The sequence below is a fragment of the Brevibacterium sp. Z349TD_9 genome, assembly GCF_056173565.1.
This window is the reverse complement of the sequence record NZ_CM149680.1, coordinates 2254105-2278935: the sequence shown is the minus strand read 5'-3', so window position 1 is coordinate 2278935 and position 24831 is coordinate 2254105. Positions and strand designations below refer to the sequence as shown.

The 24831-nt window shown below is 69.5% G+C and carries 22 protein-coding genes; 21 read left to right on the top strand and 1 reads right to left on the bottom strand.

The features are described 5' to 3' along the window. The first annotated feature begins 56 nt into the window (after positions 1-56). Positions 57-1391, top strand: coding sequence for a histidine--tRNA ligase (gene hisS / locus AC0VYB_RS10710; protein ID WP_259862817.1), 1335 nt, complete (start codon positions 57-59; stop codon positions 1389-1391). 54 nt (positions 1392-1445) lie between these two features. Here the strand turns inward: hisS and AC0VYB_RS10705 are convergent, their stop codons facing one another. Continuing rightward, positions 1446-1781, bottom strand: a complete 336-nt coding sequence (locus AC0VYB_RS10705; protein ID WP_009377139.1) for an ArsR/SmtB family transcription factor — start codon at positions 1779-1781, stop codon at positions 1446-1448. A 98-nt stretch (positions 1782-1879) separates the two neighbouring features. Here AC0VYB_RS10705 and aspS point away from each other — a divergent pair, with 98 nt between their 5' ends. The 20 genes from aspS (at position 1880) to pyrF (ending at position 24788) form a co-directional block, all read left to right on the top strand. Beyond that, the gene (gene aspS, locus AC0VYB_RS10700; RefSeq protein WP_259787326.1) at positions 1880-3661 is read left to right on the top strand and encodes an aspartate--tRNA ligase; all 1782 of its coding nucleotides are present in this window, start codon (positions 1880-1882) and stop codon (positions 3659-3661) included. A gap of 41 nt (positions 3662-3702) precedes the next feature. After that, positions 3703-5214 (top strand): replication-associated recombination protein A, encoded by a 1512-nt coding sequence (locus tag AC0VYB_RS10695; protein WP_180960575.1) that lies wholly within the window; start codon positions 3703-3705, stop codon positions 5212-5214. 242 nt (positions 5215-5456) lie between these two features. Continuing rightward, on the top strand, positions 5457-6056 hold the full coding sequence (gene rpsD / locus AC0VYB_RS10690) for a 30S ribosomal protein S4 (protein WP_009377142.1): 600 nt from the start codon (positions 5457-5459) through the stop codon (positions 6054-6056). Positions 6057-6220: 164 nt separating this feature from the next. Further along, on the top strand, positions 6221-8875 hold the full coding sequence (gene alaS / locus AC0VYB_RS10685; protein ID WP_475384693.1) for an alanine--tRNA ligase: 2655 nt from the start codon (positions 6221-6223) through the stop codon (positions 8873-8875). Continuing rightward, entirely contained in the window at positions 8872-9342 is a 471-nt protein-coding gene (gene ruvX, locus AC0VYB_RS10680; RefSeq protein ID WP_259819708.1) for a Holliday junction resolvase RuvX, read from the top strand. The genes alaS and ruvX overlap by 4 nt, the downstream gene beginning before the upstream one ends. Then, positions 9339-10466 carry an endolytic transglycosylase MltG gene (gene mltG, locus AC0VYB_RS10675; RefSeq protein WP_009377145.1) on the top strand — a complete coding sequence of 376 codons (1128 nt, stop codon included), beginning with the start codon at positions 9339-9341 and terminating at the stop codon, positions 10464-10466. The genes ruvX and mltG overlap by 4 nt, the downstream gene beginning before the upstream one ends. Beyond that, on the top strand, positions 10442-11296 hold the full coding sequence (locus AC0VYB_RS10670) for a shikimate dehydrogenase family protein (protein WP_095375518.1): 855 nt from the start codon (positions 10442-10444) through the stop codon (positions 11294-11296). Before mltG ends, AC0VYB_RS10670 begins: the two co-directional genes overlap by 25 nt. 3 nt (positions 11297-11299) lie before the next feature. Then, positions 11300-12055: a prepilin peptidase gene (locus AC0VYB_RS10665; RefSeq protein WP_095375519.1), complete on the top strand. Its 756-nt coding sequence runs from the start codon at positions 11300-11302 to the stop codon at positions 12053-12055. A 10-nt stretch (positions 12056-12065) separates the two neighbouring features. Then, positions 12066-13259, top strand: a complete 1194-nt coding sequence (aroC, locus tag AC0VYB_RS10660; protein WP_009377148.1) for a chorismate synthase — start codon at positions 12066-12068, stop codon at positions 13257-13259. Then, complete coding sequence (locus AC0VYB_RS10655) at positions 13256-13879, top strand: shikimate kinase (RefSeq protein ID WP_009377149.1); 624 nt, start codon at positions 13256-13258, stop codon at positions 13877-13879. Before aroC ends, AC0VYB_RS10655 begins: the two co-directional genes overlap by 4 nt. Next, positions 13876-14988: a 3-dehydroquinate synthase gene (aroB, locus tag AC0VYB_RS10650; RefSeq protein WP_009377150.1), complete on the top strand. Its 1113-nt coding sequence runs from the start codon at positions 13876-13878 to the stop codon at positions 14986-14988. The genes AC0VYB_RS10655 and aroB overlap by 4 nt, the downstream gene beginning before the upstream one ends. Positions 14989-15117: 129 nt before the next feature. Then, positions 15118-15678, top strand: a complete 561-nt coding sequence (efp, locus tag AC0VYB_RS10645; protein ID WP_009377151.1) for an elongation factor P — start codon at positions 15118-15120, stop codon at positions 15676-15678. Beyond that, positions 15679-16086, top strand: a complete 408-nt coding sequence (gene nusB, locus AC0VYB_RS10640) for a transcription antitermination factor NusB (protein ID WP_009377152.1) — start codon at positions 15679-15681, stop codon at positions 16084-16086. A 112-nt stretch (positions 16087-16198) separates the two neighbouring features. After that, the gene (gene pyrR / locus AC0VYB_RS10635; RefSeq protein ID WP_009377153.1) at positions 16199-16750 is read left to right on the top strand and encodes a bifunctional pyr operon transcriptional regulator/uracil phosphoribosyltransferase PyrR; all 552 of its coding nucleotides are present in this window, start codon (positions 16199-16201) and stop codon (positions 16748-16750) included. Further along, entirely contained in the window at positions 16747-17724 is a 978-nt protein-coding gene (locus AC0VYB_RS10630) for an aspartate carbamoyltransferase catalytic subunit (RefSeq protein ID WP_119296223.1), read from the top strand. Before pyrR ends, AC0VYB_RS10630 begins: the two co-directional genes overlap by 4 nt. Beyond that, the gene (locus AC0VYB_RS10625) at positions 17717-19027 is read left to right on the top strand and encodes a dihydroorotase (protein ID WP_119296224.1); all 1311 of its coding nucleotides are present in this window, start codon (positions 17717-17719) and stop codon (positions 19025-19027) included. The genes AC0VYB_RS10630 and AC0VYB_RS10625 overlap by 8 nt, the downstream gene beginning before the upstream one ends. Further along, a complete protein-coding gene (locus AC0VYB_RS10620; RefSeq protein WP_009377156.1) occupies positions 19012-19506 on the top strand; it encodes a PH-like domain-containing protein in 495 nt (164 codons plus the stop codon). The genes AC0VYB_RS10625 and AC0VYB_RS10620 overlap by 16 nt, the downstream gene beginning before the upstream one ends. Beyond that, complete coding sequence (gene carA / locus AC0VYB_RS10615) at positions 19503-20642, top strand: glutamine-hydrolyzing carbamoyl-phosphate synthase small subunit (protein WP_009377157.1); 1140 nt, start codon at positions 19503-19505, stop codon at positions 20640-20642. The genes AC0VYB_RS10620 and carA overlap by 4 nt, the downstream gene beginning before the upstream one ends. A gap of 10 nt (positions 20643-20652) precedes the next feature. Then, positions 20653-23928: a carbamoyl-phosphate synthase large subunit gene (carB, locus tag AC0VYB_RS10610; protein ID WP_095375524.1), complete on the top strand. Its 3276-nt coding sequence runs from the start codon at positions 20653-20655 to the stop codon at positions 23926-23928. After that, entirely contained in the window at positions 23925-24788 is an 864-nt protein-coding gene (gene pyrF, locus AC0VYB_RS10605) for an orotidine-5'-phosphate decarboxylase (protein ID WP_009377159.1), read from the top strand. The genes carB and pyrF overlap by 4 nt, the downstream gene beginning before the upstream one ends. Positions 24789-24831: the final 43 nt, after the last annotated feature.

Below are 24831 nucleotides of genomic sequence, written 5' to 3'. Positions count from 1 at the left end.
TCGGCGAGGCACCGGCACTGCCTGCCAGGGCAGCATCCACACGAGCAAGGAGAACCATGGCGAAGTCAGCCCGTCTGTCCGGATTCCCGGAACGGCTTCCGGCGGAGCGCGTCATCGAGAAGCGCATCATCGACATCCTCGAGCACACCTTCGCCCTCCACGGCTTCTCCGCCCTCCACCACCGTGCCGTCGAACCGATCAGCCAGCTCGCCAAGGATGGGGAGATCGACAAGGAGATCTTCGCGGTCTCGCGCCTCCACTCCGAGGGCACCGAGCGCAATCCGCTCGGCCTCCACTTCGACCTCACCGTGCCGCTGGCCCGTTTCGTCACCGAGAACGCGAACGAGCTGAGCTTCCCGTTCCGGGCCGCGCGGATCCAGCCGGTGTGGCGCGGTGAGCGGCCGCAGGCCGGGCGCTACCGCGAGTTCATCCAGGCCGACGTCGACGTCATCGCCGACGCCGAGCTGCCCGGCCACGTCGAGGTCGAGATCCCGCTCATCATCGCCGACGCGTTCGCCCGCCTCGCCCCGCTCGGGGTGCCCCCGGTGCGCATCGTCGTCAACGACCGCCGCCTCCTCGAGGGCTTCGCCCGCGGCATCGGACTCACCGACATCCCCGCAGTGCTCCGGTGCCTGGACAAGTACGACAAGATCGGGCCCGAGGAGGTCGCGAAGCTCCTCGCCGCCGAGGCGGGAGCCGATGAGCGCCAGCAGCAGCTGTGCCTCGCCCTGGCCGCAATCGAATCGGATTCGCCCGACTTCGCCGATGAGGTGCGCGCCCTCGGCGTCGAGCACCCCCTCCTCGACGAGGGCCTCGAGTCCCTGACGAGGATGCTCACCGCCGCCGCCGAACGGGCGCCCGGCGTCCTCGTCGCGCAGCTGAAGATCGCCCGCGGACTCGACTACTACACGGGCGCGGTCTACGAGACGCAGCTCGTCGGACACGAGGAGCTCGGCTCCGTCGCCTCAGGCGGACGCTACGACTCGCTGGCCACGGTGGGGAAGAAGACCTACCCGGGTGTGGGCATGTCGATCGGCGTCTCGCGCCTCATGGCGTTCGTCCTCGGCGAGGACTCCGGCATCACCGCCTCCCGCGGAACCCCGTCGGCCGTCGTCGTCGCCGTCACCGACGAGGAGCGCCGGGCCGAGGCCGACGCGGTCGCCACCGCCCTGCGCGCCCGCGACATCCCGTGCGAGGTCTCACCGAGTGCGGCGAAGTTCGGCCGCCAGATCCGCTACGCCGAGCGCCGGGGGATCCCCTTCGTGTGGTTCACCGACGGTGAGTCCGGTCACGAGGTCAAGGACATCCGCACCGGCGAGCAGACGCCCGCGGACCCGCAGACATGGGAGCCGAGCGCCGAGGACCGCTGGCCGCAGGTGACGCAGGGCTGACGGCTCGGGGTCGCTGCCTCACTCAGGGCTGCTGCCTCACTCAGGGCTGCCGCCTCACTCCGGGTCGGGGGCGAGCGACCCGTCGGGGGCGATGTGGTCGAACATCTCCCGCACCATCGAGACGACGTGCGGGTCGTCGACGGTGTAGAAGATCCTCCGCCCGTCCCGGCGGGAGGAGATGAGCCCGGCGAGACGGAGCTTGGCGAGATGCTGGCTCACGGCGGGCACGGTCGCACCGATCGCCTCGGCGAGGGAGGAGACATCGAGCTCCTGGTGGACCAGGGTCCACACGACGCGCAGTCGGGTGGCCTGGGAGAGCATGCGGAACGTCTCCGCCGCGACCTCGACCTGCGCCGAGGTGGGGGCCGGGTCCGATTCGTGTCCGTCCATGCGTCCTCTCGCTGCCCGCCGGTGCGTGCGGGAATGTCCGTGCGAGCGACTATCATGGTTGACGCACTCCCCGCATGACCATCGTAAAGGAGCCCTCTGTGCTGCGAAGCCACGAATCCGGAAGCCTGCGTGCCGCAAACGCAGGAGAGACCGTCACCCTCGCCGGGTGGGTCGATCGTCGCCGCGATCACGGAGGTGTCGCCTTCATCGATCTGCGGGATGCTTCGGGAATCGTCCAGGTCGTCGTCCGCGAGGACGATGCCCACGCACTGCGCAATGAGACCGTCGTCAAGGTCACCGGCACGGTCTCCGAGCGCCCCGAAGGCAACCAGAACCCCAACCTGCCCACCGGTGAGATCGAGATCGTCGACACGAGCGTGGAGATCCTCGCCGAGGCGGCCCCCCTTCCCCTCCAGGTCTCCGACCATGCGGAGGACTCCGGCACCGTCGGCGAGGAGACCCGTCTGCGCTACCGGTACCTCGACCTGCGCCGTTCGGGTCCCGCGCATGCGATGCGTCTGCGCTCGGCGGTCAACCGGGCCGCCCGCACGGTCCTCGACGAGCACGGCTTCGTCGAGATCGAGACGCCGACGCTGACGAAGTCGACCCCCGAGGGCGCCCGCGACTTCCTCGTCCCCGCACGCCTGCAGCCGGGGTCGTGGTACGCGCTGCCGCAGTCGCCGCAGCTGTTCAAGCAGCTCCTCCAGGTCGCCGGCATGGAGCGCTACTACCAGATCGCCCGCTGCTACCGCGACGAGGACTTCCGCGCCGACCGTCAGCCCGAGTTCACTCAGCTCGACATCGAGGCCTCGTTCGTCGAGCAGGCCGACATCATCGCCCTCGCCGAGGAGATCCTCGTCGCCCTGTGGAAGCTCATCGGCTACGACATCGAGACGCCGATCCCGCACATCACCTATCACGAGGCGATGGAGCGCTTTGGTTCGGACAAGCCCGACCTGCGCTTCGGCCTCGAACTCACCAACCTCACGGAGTTCTTCTCCGAAACCCCGTTCCGCGTCTTCCAGTCCGACTACGTCGGCTCGGTCGTCTACCCCGGCGGCGGATCGCTGCCGAGGCGCCAGCTCGATGCGTGGCAGGACTGGGCGAAGCAGCGCGGAGCCAAGGGGCTCGCCTACGTCCTCGTCGCCGAGGACGGCACCCTCACCGGCCCGGTGGCCAAGAACATCTCCGAGACGGAGAAGGCCGGTCTCGTCGAGGCGGCCGGCGCGAACCCGGGCGACGCGATCTTCTTCGCCGCCGGAGACGCGAACAGCTCCCGCGCACTCCTCGGTGCCGCACGCCGGGAGATCGCCGAGCGCGTGGGCCTGATCAAGGACGGCGACTGGGCCTTCGTCTGGGTCGTCGACGCTCCGCTCTTCGAATCCGCCGCCGATGCGCAGGCCGCCGGCGACGTCGCCGTGGGCGAAGGACAGTGGACGGCCGTCCACCATGCCTTCACCGCCCCGAAGCCCGAGTACCTCGAGACCCTCGAGACCGACCCGGGTGCCGCTCTCGCCTACGCCTACGACATCGTGTGCAACGGCAACGAGATCGGCGGCGGCTCGATCCGCATCCACCAGCGCGCCGTCCAGGAGCGCGTGTTCGAGATCATGGGCATCGGCGAGGACGAGGCCGAGGAGAAGTTCGGCTTCCTCCTCGAGGCGTTCAAGTTCGGTGCGCCCCCGCACGGCGGCATCGCCTTCGGCTGGGACCGCATCGTCTCCCTGCTCGCCGGAGTCGACTCGATCCGCGAGGTCATCGCGTTCCCGAAGTCCGGCGGCGGCTACGATCCGCTCACCCAGGCTCCGGCCCCGATCACCGAAGCCCAGCGCGCCGAGGCGGGAGTCGACTTCGACCCGGACGCCGAGACCGACGACTGATGTCGCGATGACGTCGGTGCCGGCGTGAGGCGGTGGCCGCGGTGACGCAGGGTCCCGACCTCTTCTCCGACCCGGACCGGGAGATCCCCGGCCCGGGTCCGAGTGCGCCCGCAGGCAGGGCACTCGACCCCCTGGCCGTGCGGATGCGTCCGCGCACCATCGACGAGGTGGTCGGCCAGGAGCATCTGACGTTCGCCGGCTCTCCGCTCCACCAGCTCGTCGAGGCGAGCGGGGGAGACCGGGCGGGGGCCTCCTCGGTGATCCTCTGGGGTCCGCCCGGGGTCGGGAAGACGACCCTCGCACACGTCATCTCCCATGCGCCGGGACGCACCTTCGTCGAACTCTCGGCGATCACCGCCGGAGTCAAGGACGTCCGACAGGTGATCGAGAACGCCCGGCGCGAACGCGAGATGTACGGGCGCACGACCGTGCTCTTCCTCGATGAGATCCACCGGTTCTCGAAGGCCCAGCAGGATGCTCTGCTGCCGGCCGTGGAGAACCGCCTCGTCGTCCTCGTCGCGGCGACGACGGAGAACCCGTCGTTCTCCGTCATCTCCCCGCTGCTCTCACGGTCCCTCATGCTCACGCTGCGTCCGCTCGGCGATGACGATATTTCGACCCTGCTCGATCGCGCGATGGTCAGCGAGCGGGGTCTGGCGGGAGAGTTCGAGCTCGATGCCGAGGCGAAGGACTTCATCGTCCGCATCGCCGGGGCCGACGCCCGCCGGTCACTGACGATCCTCGAGGCCGCCGCCGGCATCGCTGCGGCGCAGGCGGGGGAGCGCGGCGACGGCTTGGGCGACGACGTCACCGACGACGCTGAGAGTGCGGATGACGAGGCTGCCAAGGCGGTCAGCACTGAGAGCCGTGGCGGTGACGTTGTCGACGACGAGTCGGCCGACGGCGAAGGAAGCCCGATCCGCATCACCGTCGAGGCCGCCTCCGAGGCGAGCAGCGAAGCGGTGGTGCGCTATGACAAGAACGGCGACCAGCACTACGACGTCGTCTCCGCGTTCATCAAGTCGATCCGCGGTTCCGACGTCGACGCCGCGCTGCACTATCTCGCGCGGATGATCGTCGCCGGGGAGGACCCGCGCTTCATCGCCCGTCGGATCGTCATCTCCGCGGCCGAGGACATCGGCATGGCCGACCCGCAGGCCCTGCCGATCGCCGTGGCCGCCTCGACAGCCGTGCAGAACATCGGCATGCCGGAAGGGCGGATCCCCCTCGCCGAGGCGGTCACCTATCTCGCGATGGCCCCGAAGTCGAACGCGAGCTACAAGGCCCTCGACGCGGCGATCGCCGATGTCAGGAGCGGCCTCGTCGGGGAGGTCCCCGCGCATCTCAGGGACGCCCACTATCCGGGGGCGAAGCAGCTCGGCCACGGCAAGGGCTACAAGTACGCCCACAACTTCCCGCACAGCGTGGCACCACAGGAGCACCTGCCCGAAGCGCTGCGCGGCAAGGAGTACTACACGCCGACGGGCAACGGCATGGAGCGCACGATCGGGGAGCGCCTCGAGACGATCCGCCGTCTCCTGCGCGGGGAGTGAGAGCTGCCCGTCGGCGTTCGGCCCCGGCCCGCGCGTTGCGGGAGACGCGGCGACTGAGCTAAGATGGTCAGCTGTTGTGCCTCATATGTAAAGGCGGTCGGTGCGAGCGGTTCTCGACGCTCAATCCCTCTTTCCCAACCGGGGAAACAACGGTTCCGATCAGGGCGAGGACATCATGCCTGCCGGGACGACCCGCACCCAAGAAAGGTAACCCAGTGCCAGCACCAGCACGTAACCGCCGGATGGCTCGCCTCTCGCGCGCCCTCGGCCTGCCGCTGACCCCGAAGGCTGAGAAGTACTTCGAGCGCCGCCCCTACCCCCCGGGCGAGCACGGCCGCGCCCGTCGCCGCAATGACAGCGACTACTCGGTCCGCCTCAAGGAGAAGCAGCGTCTTCGCGCCCAGTACGGCATCCGCGAGGCCCAGATGCTCAAGACCTACAAGGAGGCCAAGCGCCTCGAAGGTCTGACCGGTGAGAACCTCGTCGAGCTCCTCGAGATGCGTCTCGACGCCCTCGTCCTCCGTGCCGGCTTCGCCCGCACGATCGCCCAGGCGCGCCAGTTCGTCGTCCACCGCCACATCACCGTCGACGGCCAGCGCGTCGACCGTCCGTCCTTCCGCGTCAAGGAAGGCCAGACGATCCAGGTCCACCCGAAGAGCGCCGACATGGATCCGTTCCAGGTCGCCGCCGCCGGCGGACACCGCGACGTCCTCCCGGCAGTTCCGGGCTACCTCGACGTCAACCTTGAGGGCCTGCAGGCCACCCTGCTGCGCCGCCCCAAGCGCGAAGAGGTCCCGATCACCGCTGACGTGCAGCTCGTCGTCGAGTTCTACTCGCGCTGAGCCACCTCTCACGACTGCCCGGAACGTCCCGCGTTCCGGGCAGTCGTGCATTCACCTGCACGCGCCGACGCGCAGGCGACCACCATCTGAACTGGTGAGCAATTAAACTATTCTGGAACGGGCGCGCAGCGCCCACCGCAGACGCACCATCTGAAAGGCCATGGATGAAGACGGCAGAGATCAAACAGCGCTGGCTCGACTACTTCGAGGCGAACGGACACGTGGTCGTGCCCTCGGCGTCGGTCATCAGCTCCGATCCCTCGATCCTCTTCAACATCGCGGGCATGGTCCAGTTCATCCCGTACCTCACCGGTCGCGAGCCTGCGCCGTTCCTCCGCGCCACGAGCGTCCAGAAGTGCGTGCGCACCGCCGACATCGAAGAGGTGGGCAAGACCACCCGTCACGGCACGTTCTTCCAGATGAACGGCAACTTCTCCTTCGGCGACTACTTCAAGCGCGAAGCCGTCCGCTACGCGTGGGGTCTGCTCACCTCCCCGACGGAGGAAGGCGGCCTCGGCTTCGACCCCGACCTGCTCTGGGCCACCGTCCACGAGGACGACCTCGAGACCATCGACCTCTGGCTCGAGGAGACCTCGATCCCGCGTGAGCGGATCCAGCTGCGCGGCAACGAGGACAACTTCTGGCACACCGGTCAGCCCGGACCCGGCGGCTACTGCTCCGAGATCTACTACGACCGCGGTCCCGCCTACGGCGCCGAGGGCGGACCGATCGCCGATGAGGATCGCTACATCGAGATCTGGAACCTCGTCTTCATGGAGTTCGAACTCTCCGAGGTCCGCTCCAAGGTCGACTTCGACATCGCCGGCGAGCTGCCCGCGAAGAACATCGACACCGGCATGGGCCTCGAACGCGTCGCCTTCCTCCTCCAGGACGTCGAGAACATGTACGAGATCGACGAGGTCTTCCCCGTCATCGCCGAGGCGAGTCGCCTCTCGGGCCGTGAGTACGGCGCCGACCACCACTCCGACGTGCAGATGCGCGTCGTCGCCGACCACGTCCGCTCGGCCCTGATGATCATCGGCGACGGCGTGCGCCCCGGCAATGAGGGACGCGGCTACATCCTCCGCCGCCTCATCCGCCGTGCCGTGCGCGCGATGCGCCTCCTCGGCGTCACCACCGAGGTCATGCCCTCGCTGCTGCCCGTGTCGATGAACGCGATGAAGCACTCGTACCCCGAGCTCGAGACCGATTTCGACCGGATCTCGCGCATCGCCTACGCCGAGGAGAAGGCGTTCCTGCGGACCCTCGAATCCGGCACCCAGCTCTTCGAGACCGCGTACGAGAAGCTCGAGGACTCGGACAAGACGATCTCCGGCGACGTCGCCTTCGCCCTCCACGACACCCACGGCTTCCCCATCGACCTCACCCTCGAGATGGCCGCCGAACACGGAGTCAACGTCGATGAGGCCGGATTCCGCGCGCTCATGGCCGAACAGCGCACCCGAGCGAAGGCCGATGCGAAGGCGAAGAAGGGCGGCGGACACACCGACCTCTCCGCCTACTCCGCCCTGCTCGAGGAGGGCCGAAGCGAGTTCGTCGGCTATGACGACCTCGAGGCCGATTCCCGGATCCGCGGCATCGTCGTCGACGGCGAGGCCCGCGAGGTGCTCACCACCGGACAGACCGGCGACCTCGTCCTCGACCTCACCCCGTTCTACGCCGAATCCGGTGGCCAGCGCGCCGATGTCGGCCTCATCAAGGGTGACGGCTTCACCGCCCGCGTCCTCGACGTGCAGAACCCGGTCAAGGGCCTCGCCGCCCACCGCATCGAGGTCATCGACGGCGAGATCCCCGTCGGCGCCGACGTCCTCGCCGAGGTCGACCACGAGCATCGCTTCCAGGGTTCCCAGGCGCATACGGCCACCCACCTCGTCCACGCGGCCCTGCGGGAGATCCTCGGCACCCACGCCGTCCAGGCCGGTTCGCTCAACCAGCCCGGATACATGCGCTTCGACTACTCCTACCCGGAGGCGCCGAGCGCGCAGATGCGCGCCGAGATCGAGGACGTCGCCAACCTCGCCGTGCGCTCGAACTACGAGGTCGGCACCGAGTACATGCCCTTCGAGGACGCGAAGCGCTCGGGCGCGATGGCGCTCTTCGGCGAGAAGTATCCGAACATCGTCCGTGTCGTCGACATCGGCGGACCGTTCTCCCGCGAGCTCTGCGGCGGCACCCACGTCGGCGCCTCCGCGCAGGTCGGTCCGATCTCCGTCCTCTCCGAGGCCTCCGTCGGCTCCGGAGTGCGCCGCATCGAGGCCTCCGTGGGGATGGACGCGTTCCGCTCGCTCGCTGCCCAACGCACGATCGTGTCCTCGCTCTCGGAGATGCTCAAGGTGCCCGGCACGGATGTCACCGACCGGGTCTCCGAGCTCATGGTCAGGCTCAAGGACGCGGAGAAGGAGATCTCCCGCCTCCGGTCCCAGCAGCTGCTCGCCCAGGCCGGACGGTTCCTCGAGACCGCCGAGACCGTCGGGAACACGCTCTTCGTCGTCGCCGACCTCGGCGAGGTCTCCAGCGGCGGGGACGTCCGCACGATCGTCACCGACCTGCGCGCCCGCGTCAGCGACCGGGCCGCCGTCGTCCTCGGCATCGGCGTGAGCGGCGGCAAGCCCGTCGTCGTCATCGCCACCACCGAGGCCGCCCGCGAGTCCGGAGCGCAGGCCGGCAAGCTCGTGTCGACAGCGAGCTCCACCCTCGGCGGCGGAGGAGGCGGCAAGCCCGACCTCGCCCAGGGCGGCGGCAGCGACACCACGCAGATCCCGGCCGCGATCAGCGCGGTCAAGGCGGCCCTCACGTGACACTGCGGCGCGGCCGACGTCTCGGCCTCGACATCGGATCGGTGCGGATCGGGGTCGCGGCGTGCGATCCCGAGGGGATCCTCGCGACCCCGCTCGCCGTCATCCGCCGGGCCGACGAGCCGGCGGCACTGCGGCAGCTGCGGGAGATCATCGCCGAGTACGAACCCATCGAGATCCTCGTCGGCGACCCGAAGTCCCTCGACGGCTCCGCCCGCGCCGCGGCCGCCGCCGCTCTCGACTTCGCCCGCCGGATCGACACCGACGTGCCGATCCGCCTCGTCGACGAGCGCTTCTCCACCGTCGAGGCGCACAGCTCGCTCGCGGCTGCGGGCAAAAGCTCACGGCAGCGCCGCGAGATCGTCGACGCACAGGCGGCCGTCATCATTCTGCAGAACGCGCTCGAGTCCGAACGCAACACGGGCAGGCCCGCCGGTCGGCAGCTGCCCGAACAGGAGAGTGAGCAATGAACCCGTTCCCCGGTGAGTTCTCGGACGACGAAGGGCTCTCACGCGCCGAGATCCGAGCGAAGAAGCGCCGGCGGATGATGCGCAAACGTCGCACCACCGTCATCGTCGCCGTCTGCGTCCTCGTCTTCGGCCTCGGCGGCTTCTTCGGCCTCCGCGCCGCCGGCGGTGTCGTCGACGACCTCTTCGGCGGGGGCGGCGACTACGAGGGCAATGGCACGACCGAGGTCACGCTCGAGATTCCGCCCGGCGCCTCGGCGCGGTCGGTGGCCAACCAGCTCGTCGAGGAGGGCGTCATCAAGGACTCCAAGCCCTTCCTCGAGGAGGTCGAGAGACGCGATCTCACGATCCAGGCGGGACCGGTCATCCTCCGTGAGCAGATGAGTTCGAAGGCCGCCGTCGACGCGTTCATCAACCCGATCAAACCCCCGAAGCTCACGATCGCCGAAGGACGCAAGATCGACCAGATCAAAGCGACGATGATCGAATCGGGGATGAAGGCCGAAGAGGTCGACAAGGCGATCGACGACAGGACTCCGAAGGACTACGGCCTCGACGTCGACGCGCCCAGCTTGGAGGGCTACCTCTATCCCGCGACCTACGACCTCGACAAGGCGAAGACGGCGGAGGACATCGTCTCCGAGATGGTCGCGAAGACGAAGCTCGAGCTCGAGACCGCGGGCATCGAGAACAAGGACGCCAACCGCATCCTCACCCTCGCCAGCCTCGTCGAGATCGAATCCCCGGGGGACGAGGAGACACGGAAGAAGGTCGCCCGGGTCTTCCTCAACCGCATCTCGGAGGACTCGAAGACCGGTCAGCTCCTTCAGTCCGATGCCACGGTCGCCTACATCCACGGCGCCCGCGCGGACCTGACGACGACGAAGGAGGAGCGGAACTCCGACAGCCCGTACAACACGTACAAGCGGAAGGGCCTGCCGCCCGGACCGATCAACTCGCCGAGCGCCGGGGCCGTCGACGCCGCCCTCAACCCGGCGGACGGCAGCTGGCAGTTCTTCGTCGCGACGAATCCGGACACCGGTGAGACGAAGTTCGCCGACACCTACGCCGAGCACCAGAAGAACGTCGAGGAGTACCGGGCATGGCTGCGGGAGCAGGACGGGTGAGCCCGGTCGTCCGCGCCGCCGTGCTCGGGCGTCCGATCGCCCATTCGCTCTCCCCGGTCCTCCACCGTGCGGCGTTCGCGGCTCTCGGACTCGAGGACAGTGAGTACGGTCGCGCCGAGGTCGGAGACGAAGACCTCGCCGCCTTCCTCGACGCCCATCCGGCGGAGACGGGCTTCTCCCTGACGATGCCGCTCAAGGAGCGTCTCGTCGCCCTCGCCCGCGAACGCGGCTGGGACCTCGACGAGACCGCCGAGGCGACCGGTGTGGCCAACACGCTCGTGCGGTTCCCGAACGCGACGACCGTGGCCAACACCGACGTCGACGGCATCGTCGGAGCGATCCGCCTGCGCCCCGGGTCCGGGACCCGGGCGACGATCCTCGGTGCCGGAGCCACAGCGCGCTCGGCGTTGCTCGCCCTCGTGCGCCTCGGCATCACCGAGGTCGACCTCCTCGTCCGCAGCGCCTCCCGTGCCGTCGCCGCAGCCGAGCTCGGCACGCGCCTCGGGCTCGCCGTCGAGATCGGCGGTCTCGAGACGATCCGGTCCTCCGCCGTCGTCGTCTCCACCCTCCCCGCCGAGGCGGCCCCCACCCTGACGTGGGAACCGGGAAGCGGCGTCGCCCTCGACGTCGCCTACGCCGCCGAATCCGCCGTCCTCACCGGGGCCTCCGCCCACGGGTACACCGCCGTGCCGGGCACCGCGATGCTCGTCGAACAGGCCGTCGCCCAGGCCGTGCTCTTCCTCACCGCAGCCGCAGGCACCCCACCGAGCCCGGCTCAGGTCGAGGCGATCGCCGCATCGATGCACGCGGCCCTGCCCGAACGGGACTGAGCCGTGACGGTCGAGAGCGCAGTCCTGCTCGGCCTGAGCATGGCCGTCGCCGCAGGCACCGGACTCCTCCTCGTCGGCACTCCCGCCCGCTGGCTCGCCGACACCGCCGACGCCGAGGCGGTCACCGGCTCGCGCGCCTTCCGTCCGGTCCTCCTCGTCCTCGCCGGCATCGTCATCGCCGGACTGGCCGCGTTCCTCGTCCCGGTGGGTCCCGACTGGACGGCGATCGCTCCCGGCAGCGGCACCGAGTTCGTCCCGCCCTCCCTGAGCACGCTCGACCTCGTGCTCATGGCCCTCGTCCTCGGGACCACCGCCGGTGCCACCCCGGTCCTCGTCGTCGCCGACCTCGTCGTCCGGCGCCTCCCCGACCGGATCATGTACCCGCTCATCGGGGTCTTCGTCCTCGCCTGCGGCCTCGGCATCGGTCTCGGCAGCTCGACGAGCTGGTGGTTCGGGCTCGTCGGAGCCGTGTGCGGGCTCCTCCTCTTCGGCGGACTCCACCTGCTCGGGCGTGCCCTGCACCGTCCGACGATGGGACTCGGCGACGTCAAGCTCGCCGTCGTCGTCGCCGGCGTCTCCGCCCTCATCTCCCCGTGGGCGCCCGCTCTCGTCCTCGTTGTCACCATGCTCGTCGCAGGGGTCTGGGCGATCGTCGCCGGCGTGCGTGCGGGCAGCCTGCACCGGACGACGATCGCGTTCGGTCCCGCGATGCTGACCGGATTGTGGGTCGGGTCGGTCTCGGCGAGGTTCGTTCTATAGAATCGGTGGAATGTTGAGATGGCTGACTGCAGGCGAATCCCACGGCGAAGCACTGATCGGGATCATTGAGGGGCTGCCCGCCCACATCCCGATCACCAGGGACGACATCCGCGTCAATCTCGCCAGGCGCCGACTCGGCTACGGGCGTGGCGCCCGCATGAAGTTCGAGGCCGACGAAGTGCGCATCCTCGGCGGCGTCCGCCATGCGAAGACCCTCGGCTCCCCGGTGGCGATCGAGGTCGGCAACACCGAATGGCCGAAATGGGAGACGGTGATGAGCGCCGACCCCATCGACGAGTCCGAGCTCGAGGGTCAGGCCCGCAGCGCCCCGCTCACCCGACCCCGGCCCGGCCACGCCGACATCGTCGGCATGCAGAAGTACGGCTTCGACGAGGCCCGGCCCGTCCTCGAACGCGCCTCGGCCCGCGAGACGGCGATGCGCGTGGCGCTGGGCACCGTGGCCGCGAAGTTCCTCGGCCAACTCGGCATCACGCTCGTCTCCCACACCGTGGCGATCGGCGGCGTCGAGGACTCCCGGGACGGTGCGCTGCCGCGGGCGAGCGATGTCGACGCCCTCGATGGGGATCCCGTCCGCAGCTTCGACCCCGCCCTCTCCACCCGGATGGTCGCCGAGATCGACGCGGCGAAGAAGGCCGGGGACACCCTCGGCGGCGTCGTCGAAGTCCTCGCCTACGACCTCCCCCCGGGACTCGGCTCCCACGTCCACTGGGACCGCCGCCTCGACTCGCGTCTGGCCGGCGCCCTCATGGGCGTCCAGGCGATCAAGGGCGTCGAGGTCGGCGACGGCTTCCTCACCGCCGCTCGCCCCGGCTCCGCCGCCCATGACGAGATCCTCGTCGCGGGCTCCGGCTACCGTCGCGCCTCCAACCGGGCCGGCGGGACGGAGGGCGGCATGTCCACCGGCGAGCCCCTGCGCGTGCGGGCAGCGATGAAGCCCATCGCCACGGTGCCCCGCGCCCTGTCGACCGTCGACGTCGCCACGGGAGAGCCCGCGAAGGCCAACCACCAGCGCTCCGATGTCTGTGCCGTCCCCGCCGCCGGCGTCGTCGCCGAGGCGATGGTCGCCCTCGTCCTCGCCGAGGCGGTCGTCGAGAAGTTCGGCGGCGACTCCGTGGCCGAGACGAAGCGGAACCTGGAGGGCTACCTCGCCGCCATTCCGGAGAACCTGCGCATCGGGCGATGAACGAGCATCCGCTTCCGAAACCGGTCCCACCCCTGGAGCCGGTCCCCGCCGCGCACTCGCGCATCGTGCTCACCGGACCCCCAGCCGCAGGGAAGTCGACGATCGGCCGCCTGCTCGCCGACCGTCTCGGGCTGCCGCTGACCGACACCGACGCGAACATCGTCGACCGCCACGGGGTCATCGCCGACATCTTCGTCACCCGCGGCGAGGACCACTTCCGAAGACTCGAACGCGAAGTCGTGCGCAAGGCGCTGCGCCGCCTCCTCGACCGCCCCGGAATCGTCTCGCTCGGCGGGGGAGCGATCCTCAACTCCGGGACCCGCGCGCAGCTGCTCCACCCGGCGATCAAGGTCGTCCACATCGACATCGACGTCGACACCGTCGCCCCCCGACTCAACGCCCCGCACCGGCCGCTGCTGCGCGGGTCGGGGTCCGCTGTCGAGAACTGGCTCGCGCTCGTGAGCGAGCGCGAACCCCTCTACGAACAGGTCGCGACCTTCCGCGTCCAGGCCTCGAACTCGCCGCCGTCGACCGTGGTCAACCGGATCGTCGACGTCCTCACCGGCCTGCAGCGCGCCGAGGAGTACGCGAAGTACCAACAGACGAAGGAGAACCCATGAGCGTGACCACCATCGACGTCGACGCAGGAGGCCGGTACCCGGTGCTCGTCGGACACGGACTCCTCGGGCAGCTGCCCGAACTGCTCGGCCCGCAGGCGGAGAAGGTCCTCGTCATCCATCCCCGCGCTCTGCGCACGACGGGCGAGACCGTCCGCGACGACCTCGCCGCCGCCGGACTCGACGCGATCGTCGCGGAGATCCCCGACGCCGAGGAGGCCAAGCACATCCAGGTCGCCGCGTTCTGCTGGCAGGTCCTCGGACAGTCCGACTTCACCCGCACCGATGCCATCGTCACCGTCGGCGGGGGAGCGGTGAGCGACCTCGGCGGGTTCGTCGCCGCCACCTGGCTGCGCGGCATCCGCGTCATCCACATCCCGACCACGGTCCTCGGCATGGTCGACGCGGCCGTGGGAGGCAAGACCGGGATCAACACGGCCGAGGGCAAGAACCTCGTCGGCGCCTTCCACGCCCCCGCCGGTGTCCTCGCCGACCTCGACACCCTGCGCACCCTGCCGGAGAACGAGCTCTTCACCGGCCTCGCCGAGGTGGTCAAGGCAGGCTTCATCGCCGACCCCGCCATCCTCGACCTCATCCGCGACCACACCCGCGAGGAGATCGGCGACGTCGACGGACCCGTCCTCCGGGAGCTCATCGAACGGGCGATCGCCGTCAAGGCCGAAGTCGTCTCCGGTGACTTCACCGAGGCAGGCCGCCGTGAGATCCTCAACTACGGTCACACCCTCGCCCACGCGATCGAGCACAAGGAGCGCTACCAGTGGCGCCACGGGGCGGCCGTGTCCGTGGGCATGGTCTTCGCCGCCGAGGTCGCAGCCATGGTGAGGAACCTGCCCGCCGAGGTCGTCGACGAACACCGCGAGCTGCTCTCGAAGCTCGGTCTGCCCACCGGCTACCGGTCGGATGTCTGGCCGCAGCTGCTCGAGACGATGAGACGGGACAAGAAGACCAGGGGCTCGATGCTGCGGATGGTGCTCCTGTCCGAGATCGGCGCGCCCGCCACCGTCGAGATCCCCGACGTCTCCCTCCTCCACACCGCCTACCAGGAGATCGGAGAGGAGTCCCCGCGGAAGCTCCTCGGCCCGACCCTGTGAGGCCCCGCACGCCCGCGGCTCGCGGTTTCACGAGCCCTGGGCGGGCTTGATAGAATCGTTCATTGGCAAAACTGCCTCACCCGTAGCGACCTCGTCGACGGGGACGATGATGTGAAGAAGGACGGATTAGTGGCGACAACCAACGACCTCAAGAACGGTCTCGTGCTCAACCTCGACAACCAGCTGTGGCAGGTGCTGGAGTTCCAGCACGTCAAGCCCGGCAAGGGTCCGGCCTTCGTCCGCACGAAGCTCAAGCACGTCATCTCCGGCAAGATCATCGACAAGACGTTCAACGCCGGCACCAAGGTCGAGACCGCCAACGTCGACCGCCGCGACATGCAGTACCTCTACCACGACGGATCCGACTACGTCTTCATGGACGCGAAGGACTACGACCAGGTCACCATCCCCTCGAGCCTCGTCGGCGACGCCGCGAACTACATGCTCGAGAACCAGGAGCTGCAGGTCTCCTTCCACGACGGGACGCCGCTGTCGGTCGAACTGCCCGCCTCCGTCGAGCTGACGATCTCCCACACCGAGCCCGGCCTCCAGGGCGACCGCTCGACCGGCGGCTCGAAGCCGGCCACCCTCGAGACCGGATACGAGATCCAGGTCCCCCTCTTCCTCGAAGAGGGCACGAAGATCAAGGTCGACACCCGCACGGGTGACTACCTCGGCCGCGTCAAGTAAGTGTCGGCACGCAGCCGGGCCCGCCGCCGGGCCCTCGAACTCCTGTTCGAAGCCGGGCAGCGGGGACTCGACATCGACGAGGTCGTGGCCATGCGCTCGAACGACCCCGCCTATCCGATGAAGCCCTACGCCGTCGAGATCGTCGACGGCGTCAAAGCGCGCCGGGAGGAGATCGACGAGATCATCTCCACCTATGCGCAGGGGTGGACGATCGATCGCATGCCAGCCGTCGACCGGGCCCTGCTCGAGATCGGCACGTGGGAGATCCTCTTCAACGACGACATCCCCGACGCCGCGGCGATCGACGAGGCCGTCTCCCTGGCCCGTCAGTTCTCCACGGACGACTCGCCCGGCTTCGTCTCGGGGCTGCTCTCGCGCATCCTCGACGTCAAACCGACGCTCACCTAGGTCCCTGGGTCCGGACTCCGGACCCAGCGGATCACCCCACCCGAGTCAGCGGTTAGACTTGGGCTGGACACGCTCCTTTAACCACCGTCCCGAGAGGCGGAGAAGGGCAGACATGACAGAGCGAACAGTGCTCGACGGCGCCGATGTGCGCAGGGCGACGACCCGCATCGCCCACGAGATCATCGAATCGAACAAGGGCACGGACGACCTCGTCCTCCTCGGCATCCCCCGACGGGGAGTGCCCCTGGCGAACCGCCTCGGCGGACTCATCGCCGACATTTCGGGCAGACCGGAGTCCGCCGATCGGCTCGTCGGCAGCCTCGACATCACGATGTACCGCGACGACCTCCGTTCGGGCGCCTACCGCGCCCCGGAGCCGACCCGCATCCCCGATGCGGGCATCGACGGACGCACCGTCGTCCTCGTCGACGATGTGCTCTTCTCCGGGCGGACGATCCGGGCCGCCCTCGACGCACTCTCCGACCTCGGCCGGCCTGCACGGGTCCGGCTCGCCGTCCTCGTCGACCGGGGCCACCGCGACCTGCCGATCCGCGCCGACCACGTCGGCAAGAACCTCCCGACCTCCTCGAGCGAGAGGGTGAATGTCTCGCTGACCGAGGTCGACGGCGAGGACGCAGTGACGATCTCGGGAGGCCGCGGATGAAGCACCTCCTCGACACCTCCTCACTCTCCCGCGCCGACGCGATCGGTCTCCTCGACATCGCCGAGGAGATGACCCAGCTCAGCGCCCGCGAGGTGAAGAAGCTGCCCGTGCTGCGGGGGCGCACCGTCGTCAACCTCTTCTTCGAGGACTCCACCCGCACGCGGCTCTCCTTCGAAGCCGCCGCGAAGCGTCTGTCAGCCGATGTGCTCAACTTCTCCGCGAAGGGCTCATCGGTGTCGAAGGGCGAGAGCCTCCAGGACACCGTGCAGACGATCTCCGCGATGGGTGCGGATGCGATCGTCGTCCGCCACTCGGCTGCCGGAACCGCGCAGCGTCTCGCCGACACCGGCTGGATCGACGTCCCCGTCGTCAACGCCGGGGACGGCACCCACGAACACCCCACCCAGGCCCTCCTCGACGCCTTCACCCTCCGTCGGGCCCTCGCCGGAGTCCCCGCCTCGGGCGCGGTCGCCGACGGCCCCCGCGGGAAGGGCCTCGACGGTGCGAGCGTCGCCATCGTCGGCGACATCCTCCACTCCCGGGTGGCACGGTCGAACGTCCACCTCCTCGACCGCCTCGGCGCCGACGTCCACCTCGTCGCCCCGCCGACCCTGCTCCCGTGGGGTGCGGAGACGTGGCCGGTGACGATCCACTACGACCTCGACTCCGCCATCGGCGCGGTCGACTTCGACGCGGTGATGATGCTCCGCGTCCAGCACGAGCGGATGCACGAGTCGTTCTTCCCCAACGCCCGCGAGTACGCGCGGCTGTGGGGCCTGAGCGAAGCGCGACTGCAGCGCCTCGGCGACACCTTCATCATGCACCCCGGCCCGATGAACCGCGGGTTCGAGATCTCGGCGGCCGCCGCGGACTCGCCCCGTGCCCTCATCCTCGACCAGGTCGAGAACGGGGTGAGCGTGCGCATGGCGGTCCTCCACCGCCTGCTGACCGGTCAGGAGGAGACCATTGACTGACTATCTCATCCGAGGTGCCGACGTCCTCGGCCGCGGAATCGCCGACATCGCGATCTCCGAGGGCACGATCGTCGACCCCGAACTGCTCGGAGACGACCACGAGGTGATCGACGCCACCGGGCTCATCGCCCTGCCCGGGCTCGTCGACATGCACACGCACCTGCGCGAGCCCGGCAAGGAGGACGCGGAGACCGTGCTCACCGGCTCCCGGTCGGCCGCAGCGGGCGGGTTCACGTGCGTGCACGCGATGGCGAACACCGCGCCGGTCGCCGACACCGCCGGCGTCGTCGAGCAGGTCCACCGGCTGGGCCGGACCGCCGGGTACACCGAGGTCGTGCCCGTCGGCGCCGTGACGATCGGGCTGGAGGGCCGCCAGCTCGCCGAGCTCGGCGCCATGGCCCGCTCCGAGGCCAGGGTGCGGATGTTCTCCGACGACGGCATCTGCGTCTCCGACCCCCTCCTCATGCGCCGCGCCCTCGAATACGTCAAGACCTTCGACGGCGTCATCGCCCAGCACGCCCAGGAGCCCCGGCTCACCGAGGGTGCGCAGATGAACGAGGGCGTCGTCTCCGCCGAACTCGGACTGCCCGGCTGGCCCGCGGTCGCCGAGGAGTCGATCATCGCCCGCGACGTCCTCCTCACCGAACATGTCGGCTCCCGCCTCCACGTCTGCCACGTGTCCACGGCCGGCAGCGTCGACATCATCCGCTGGGCGAAGTCGCGCGGGGTCCGGGTCACCGCCGAGGTCACCCCTCACCACCTCATGCTCACCGACGAACTCGTGCGCACCTTCGACCCCGTCTACAAGGTCAACCCGCCGCTGCGCACCGACCGCGACGTCCAGGCCCTGCGCGAGGCCCTGGCCGATGGGACGATCGACGTCGTCGGCACCGACCACGCCCCGCACACCGCCGAGCACAAATGCAGCGAATGGTCCGCGGCGGCCATGGGCATGGTCGGGATGGAGACGGCGCTGGCCGTCGTCGTCGAAGCGATGAAGGACTACGACTTCGACTTCGGCGACGTCGCCCGTGTGATGTCGCAGGCACCGGCGAGGATCACCGGCGCCACCGGCCACGGCAGCCTCGAGACCGGGGCGAGCGCGAACATCGTCCTCATCGACCCCGCCGCACCGCACACGATCACCCCGGCCGAGCACGCGACGAAGGGCCGGAACAACCCCTTCGCCGGGGTCGAGGTGAACACGAAGGTCACCGACACCTTCTTCTACGGCCACCGCGTGCTCGCCGACGGTGCGCTGAGCACACCCCACCCGGGAGGAGCATCATGGACCGAAGCGTGAGCGTCCTCATCATCGCAGGCATCTTCCTCCTCATCCTCCTTGCCCTCACATGGGGGTGGACGCGGCGCAAGCGCAGCCAGGAGGCGCTCACCGCGCCTGCCAAACCCCACCTCGGCATCACCCCGATCGCCGATCCCGTCGAGGGCTCGTACGTCTCGACCACGCACGCGGGACACCCGCTCGAGCGGGTCGCCATCCACGGGCTCGGCATCCGCACCAGCGGTGAGCTCGTCGTCACCGACGGGGGAGTGATCCTCGACCTCGCCGGTCGTGAGGACTTCCTCATCCCGCGCGCCGACATCGTCTCCGTCGACACCACCTCGGGGATGATCGGCAAATTCGTCGAACGCGGCGGCATTGTGCGCATCACGTGGAGGCTCGGCGAGACGCTCGTCGACACCGGCTTCCGCGCCCGCTACTCCGCCGACACCGCGCCCACCGTCAACCGCATCAGAGAGATGATCGTAGAGGCACCATGAGACTGTCCACCACTCCCGCCGTCCTCGTGCTCGAAGACGGCCGCACGTTCACCGGGTCCGCCTACGGAGCCGTCGGGGAGACCGTCGGCGAAGCCGTCTTCGTCACCGCGATGTCCGGCTACCAGGAGACCCTGACCGACCCCTCCTACCACCGGCAGATCGTCATCCAGACGGCTCCGCACATCGGCAACACCGGCATCAACGCAGCCGATGACGAGTCCCGGCAGATCTGGGTGTCCGGCTACGTCGTCCGCGACGCCTCCCGGATCTCGTCGAACTGGCGCTCCGAGGGCGACCTCGAGACCCACCTCGCCGAGGCGGGGGTCGTGGGGATCAAGGACGTCGACACCCGTGCGCTCACCCGGCATCTGCGCGACAAGGGCGCGATGCGCATGGGCATCTTCTCCGGTCCCGCCGCCGAGGCGGACCCAGGGACGATGCTCGAGACCGTGCTCGCGACTCCGCCGATGGCCGGTTCCCAGCTCGCCGACGAGGTGAGCGTGAGCGAGCCCGAACTCGTGCCCGCCGTGGGGGAGGCGAAGTTCTCCGTCGCCGCCGTCGACCTCGGCATCAAGGCGATGACCCCGCAGCGCCTGGCAGAGCGCGGCATCGACGTCCACGTCGTGCCCGCCTCGGTGACGTTCGAGGAGATCCGCGCCCTCGGCGTCGACGGCGTCTTCTTCTCCAACGGACCCGGCGACCCCGCGACCGCCGACGAGCAGGTCGCGCTGCTGCGCGAGGTGCTGGGGGCTCGGATCCCCTTCTTCGGCATCTGCTTCGGCAACCAGCTGCTCGGCCGGGCACTCGGCTTCGGCACGTTCAAGCTGCCCTTCGGCCACCGCGGCATCAACGTCCCCGTCATCGACCGGACGACGGACAAGGTCGAGATCACCGCGCAGAACCACGGCTTCGCCGTCGACGCCCCCCTCGAGGGGGAGACCACTGCGCCTGCCGATCCCGACTTCGGCCGTGTCGTCGTCTCGCACGTGTGCCTCAACGACGATGTCGTCGAGGGACTCCAGTGCCTCGACATCCCCGCCTTCTCCGTCCAATTCCATCCCGAGGCCGCCGCGGGACCCCACGACTCGGACTACCTGTTCGACCGGTTCGTCGACCTCATGTCCTCCCGCGCCTAAGGAGCCGCCCATGCCACTTCGCAACGATCTCGACTCCGTCCTCGTCATCGGCTCCGGTCCCATCGTCATCGGGCAGGCCTGCGAGTTCGACTACTCCGGCACCCAGGCGTGCCGTGTGCTCAGGTCAGAGGGCCTGCGCGTCATCCTCATCAACTCCAACCCCGCGACGATCATGACCGACCCCGACGTCGCCGACGCCACCTACGTCGAGCCCATCGACCCCGACATCATCGAGTCGATCATCGCCAAGGAGCGCCCCGACGCGATCCTGCCGACCCTCGGCGGGCAGACCGCGCTCAACGCCGCGATCGCCCTCCACGAGGCGGGCACGCTGGAGAAGTACGGCGTCGAGCTCATCGGCGCCGACGTCGACGCGATCCAGCGCGGCGAGGACCGGCAGAAGTTCAAGCAGATCGTCGAGGACTGCGGCGCCGAGGTGGCCCGCTCCGTCATCTGCCACACCCTCGACGAGGCGATCGCCGGCGCCGAGGAGCTCGGCTACCCCCTCGTCGTCCGCCCCTCCTTCACGATGGGCGGACTCGGATCGGGCATGGCGTATGACGAGACCGATCTGCGCCGCATCGCCGGTGCCGGCCTCTCCGACTCCATCACCACCGAGGTCCTCCTCGAGGAGTCGATCCTCGGGTGGAAGGAGTACGAGCTCGAGCTCATGCGCGACCACAAGGACAACGTCGTCGTCGTGTGCTCGATCGAGAACGTCGACCCCGTCGGCGTCCACACCGGCGATTCGATCACCGTGGCCCCGTCGCTGACCCTGACCGACCGCGAATACCAGCGGATGCGCGACATCGGCATCGACGTCATCCGCGCAGTCGGCGTCGACACCGGCGGCTGCAACATCCAGTTCGCCGTCGATCCCGTCACCGGGCGCATCGTCGTCATCGAGATGAACCCGCGCGTCTCCCGGTCCTCGGCGCTGGCGTCGAAGGCGACCGGTTTCCCGATCGCGAAGATGGCCGCCAAACTCGCCGTCGGCTACTCCCTCGACGAGATCCCCAACGACATCACGCAGGTCACCCCGGCGAGCTTCGAACCCACCCTCGACTACGTCGTCGTCAAGATCCCGCGCTTCACGTTCGAGAAGTTCCCCGCCGCCGACCCGACCCTGACGACGACCATGAAGTCCGTCGGCGAGGTCATGGCGCTGGGCCGGAACTTCACGACCGCACTGCAGAAGGCGATGCGCTCGATGGAGCAGAAGGGCTCGTCGTTCTCCTGGGCGGACCTGCCGGACATCTCCGACGACGAGGTGCGCGAGGCCCTGCTCGAGGCGATCGGCCACCCCACCGCAGACCGCATCCACGCCGTCCAGCGCGGACTCGCGGCCGGCCTGACGAACGCCGAGGTCCACGAGGCGAGCGGCATCGACCCGTGGTTCCTCGACCAGATCGAACTCATCAACGAGGTCGCCGAGTTCATCGCCGGCGCCGACGAGCTCGACGCCGAGGTGCTGCGGATCGCGAAGAACCACGGCTTCTCCGACGAGCAGATCGCCCACCTGCGCAGCCTGAGCACCGACGTCGTCACCGGGGTCCGCCACGCCCTGCGGATCCGGCCCGTGTTCAAGACCGTCGATACGTGCGCCGGCGAGTTCGAGGCCCACACGCCCTACCACTACTCGAGCTACGACGAGGAGACTGAGGTCGAGCCGCGTGAGCGCCCCGCCGTGCTCATCCTCGGTTCGGGCCCGAACCGGATCGGCCAGGGCATCGAGTTCGACTACTCGTGCGTCCACGCGACGATGGCCATCGGCGAGGCCGGCTTTGAGACCGTCATGGTCAACTGCAACCCCGAGACCGTCTCGACCGACTACGACACCGCCGACCGCCTCTACTTCGAACCGCTGACGTTCGAGGACGTCATGGAGGTCTACCACGCCGAACTCGCCGCCGGTCCCGTCCTCGGCGTCGTCTGCACCCTCGGCGGGCAGACCCCGCTGGGACTGGCCGACCGGCTCAAGGCAGCAGGCGTCCCCGTGCTCGGCACGCAGCCCGAGGCGATCGACCTCGCCGAGGATCGCGGCGAGTTCGGTGCCGTCCTCGCCCGGGCGGGTCTCACCGCCCCCAAGCACGGCACCGCGGTGACCGCCCACGAGGCGGCCGTCATCGCCGAGGAGATCGGCTATCCCGTGCTCGTGCGCCCCTCGTACGTCCTCGGCGGGCGCGGCATGCAGATCGTCTACGACCGCACCCAGCTGCTCGACTACATGGCCACCGCCACCGAGGTCTCCGTCGACCGGCCCGTCCTCGTCGACCGCTTCCTCGAGGACGCGATCGAGATCGACGTCGACGCCCTCTACGACGGTGAGGACATCTTCATCGGCGGCATCATGGAGCACATCGAGGAGGCCGGCATCCACTCGGGCGACTCCGCGTGCGTGCTGCCCTCGCTCACCCTCGGCGAGGACGTCCTCGAACGGGTGCGCACCGCCACCCGGGCGATCGCCGAAGGCGTGAGCGTGCGCGGACTGCTCAACATCCAGTTCGCCATCACCGCCGACGTCCTCTACGTCATCGAAGCCAACCCGCGCGCCTCGCGCACCGTCCCGTTCGTCTCGAAGGCGACGTCGACGCAGCTGGCGAAGGCCGCCGCGCTCATCGCCGTGGGGCGGACGATCGCCGATCTGCGCGGGACCCTGCTGCCGGAGACCGGTGACGGCTCGACGCTGCCGCTCGACCACCCGATCGCCGTCAAGGAGGCCGTGCTGCCGTTCCGTCGGTTCCGCACCGTCGAGGGCAAGGTCGTCGACTCCGTGCTCGGACCCGAGATGCGCTCGACCGGTGAGGTCATGGGCATCGACCACGACTTCCCGACGGCGTTCGCGAAGGGACAGCTCGGGGCCTCGATCAAGCTCCCCACCTCGGGCACCGTCTTCGTCTCCGTCGCCGACCGCGACAAGCGGGCCATGGTGCTGCCGGTCAAGGAGCTCGTCGACATGGGCTTCGACGTCGTCGCCACCACCGGCACCGCCGCGGTCCTCTCCCGCTACGGGATCGCGACCTCCCAGGTGCACAAGCACTTCGAGGCCGACGCCGAGGACCGCACGGTGCTCGACTACCTCGCAGCGGGCACGATCGACATGGTCATCAACGTCCCTGCCGGCCGGCAGGAACGCGCCGACGGCTACGAGATCCGCGCCGCCGCGACCGCGAACTCGGTGCCGCTGATCACGACGATCGCGGAGTTCGCAGCCGCCGTCACCTCGCTCCACGCGGTGCGGGAGAAGACCTTCGGCGTGCGCAGCCTCCAGGACTGGAGCGCATGATGTTCGGCACGAGGCTCTCGGAGGCGATGGCCGCGCACGGACCCGTGTGCGTGGGCATCGACCCCCACGACCACCTCCTCGAGGCGTGGGGGCTGCCCCTGACCGCAGCCGGGGTGAGGGAGTTCGCCCTGCGCACCGTCACCGAGCTCGCCGGCACCGTGGCCGCGGTCAAACCGCAGTCGGCGTTCTTCGAGCGCTTCGGCTCCGCGGGGGTCGCAGCCCTCGAGGAGACGCTGGCCGCGTGCCGTGAGCGGGGGCTCATCACCATCCTCGACGTCAAACGCGGGGACATCGGCTCGACGATGGCCGGCTACGCCCAGGCCCATCTCGCACCCGACTCGCCGCTGTCCGCCGACGCCGTCACGGTCTCCCCGTACCTCGGCGTCGGCGCGCTCGGCGCCGCCTTCGACCTCGCGGCAGCCGACGACCGGGGCCTGTTCGTCCTCGCCCTCACCTCGAATCCCGAAGGCGCGAGCGTCCAGCACGCCCGGACGGGTCACCCGGTCGAGGGCTTCGGCGACTCCGTGGCCGGCAGCGTCGCCGCCGCCGTCGCCCAGGCCAATGCGCAGCTGACGCAGGGGGAGGGGCTGGGTCCCTACGGCCTCGTCGTCGGTGCGACGATCGGACGGGCAGCGTCCGAACTCGGCTTCGACCCGAGCGACTGCGGAGGTCCCATTCTCGCTCCCGGCGTCGGCGCCCAGGGTGCGGGCCGAGGCGAGCTCATCGCCGTCTTCGGGCGGGAGGCGCTGCGCCGTCGCCAGATCGTCGTCGCCGCCTCCCGGGCCGTGCTCGCAGCCGGACCGACAGGTCTGCGCGAGGCGGCGAAGGCGCTCAACGCGTCCCTGACCCTCGACGACTGAGGTTTTTCTTCTCCTCGCTGTGTCGGTCATGCGGGTTTGTGTT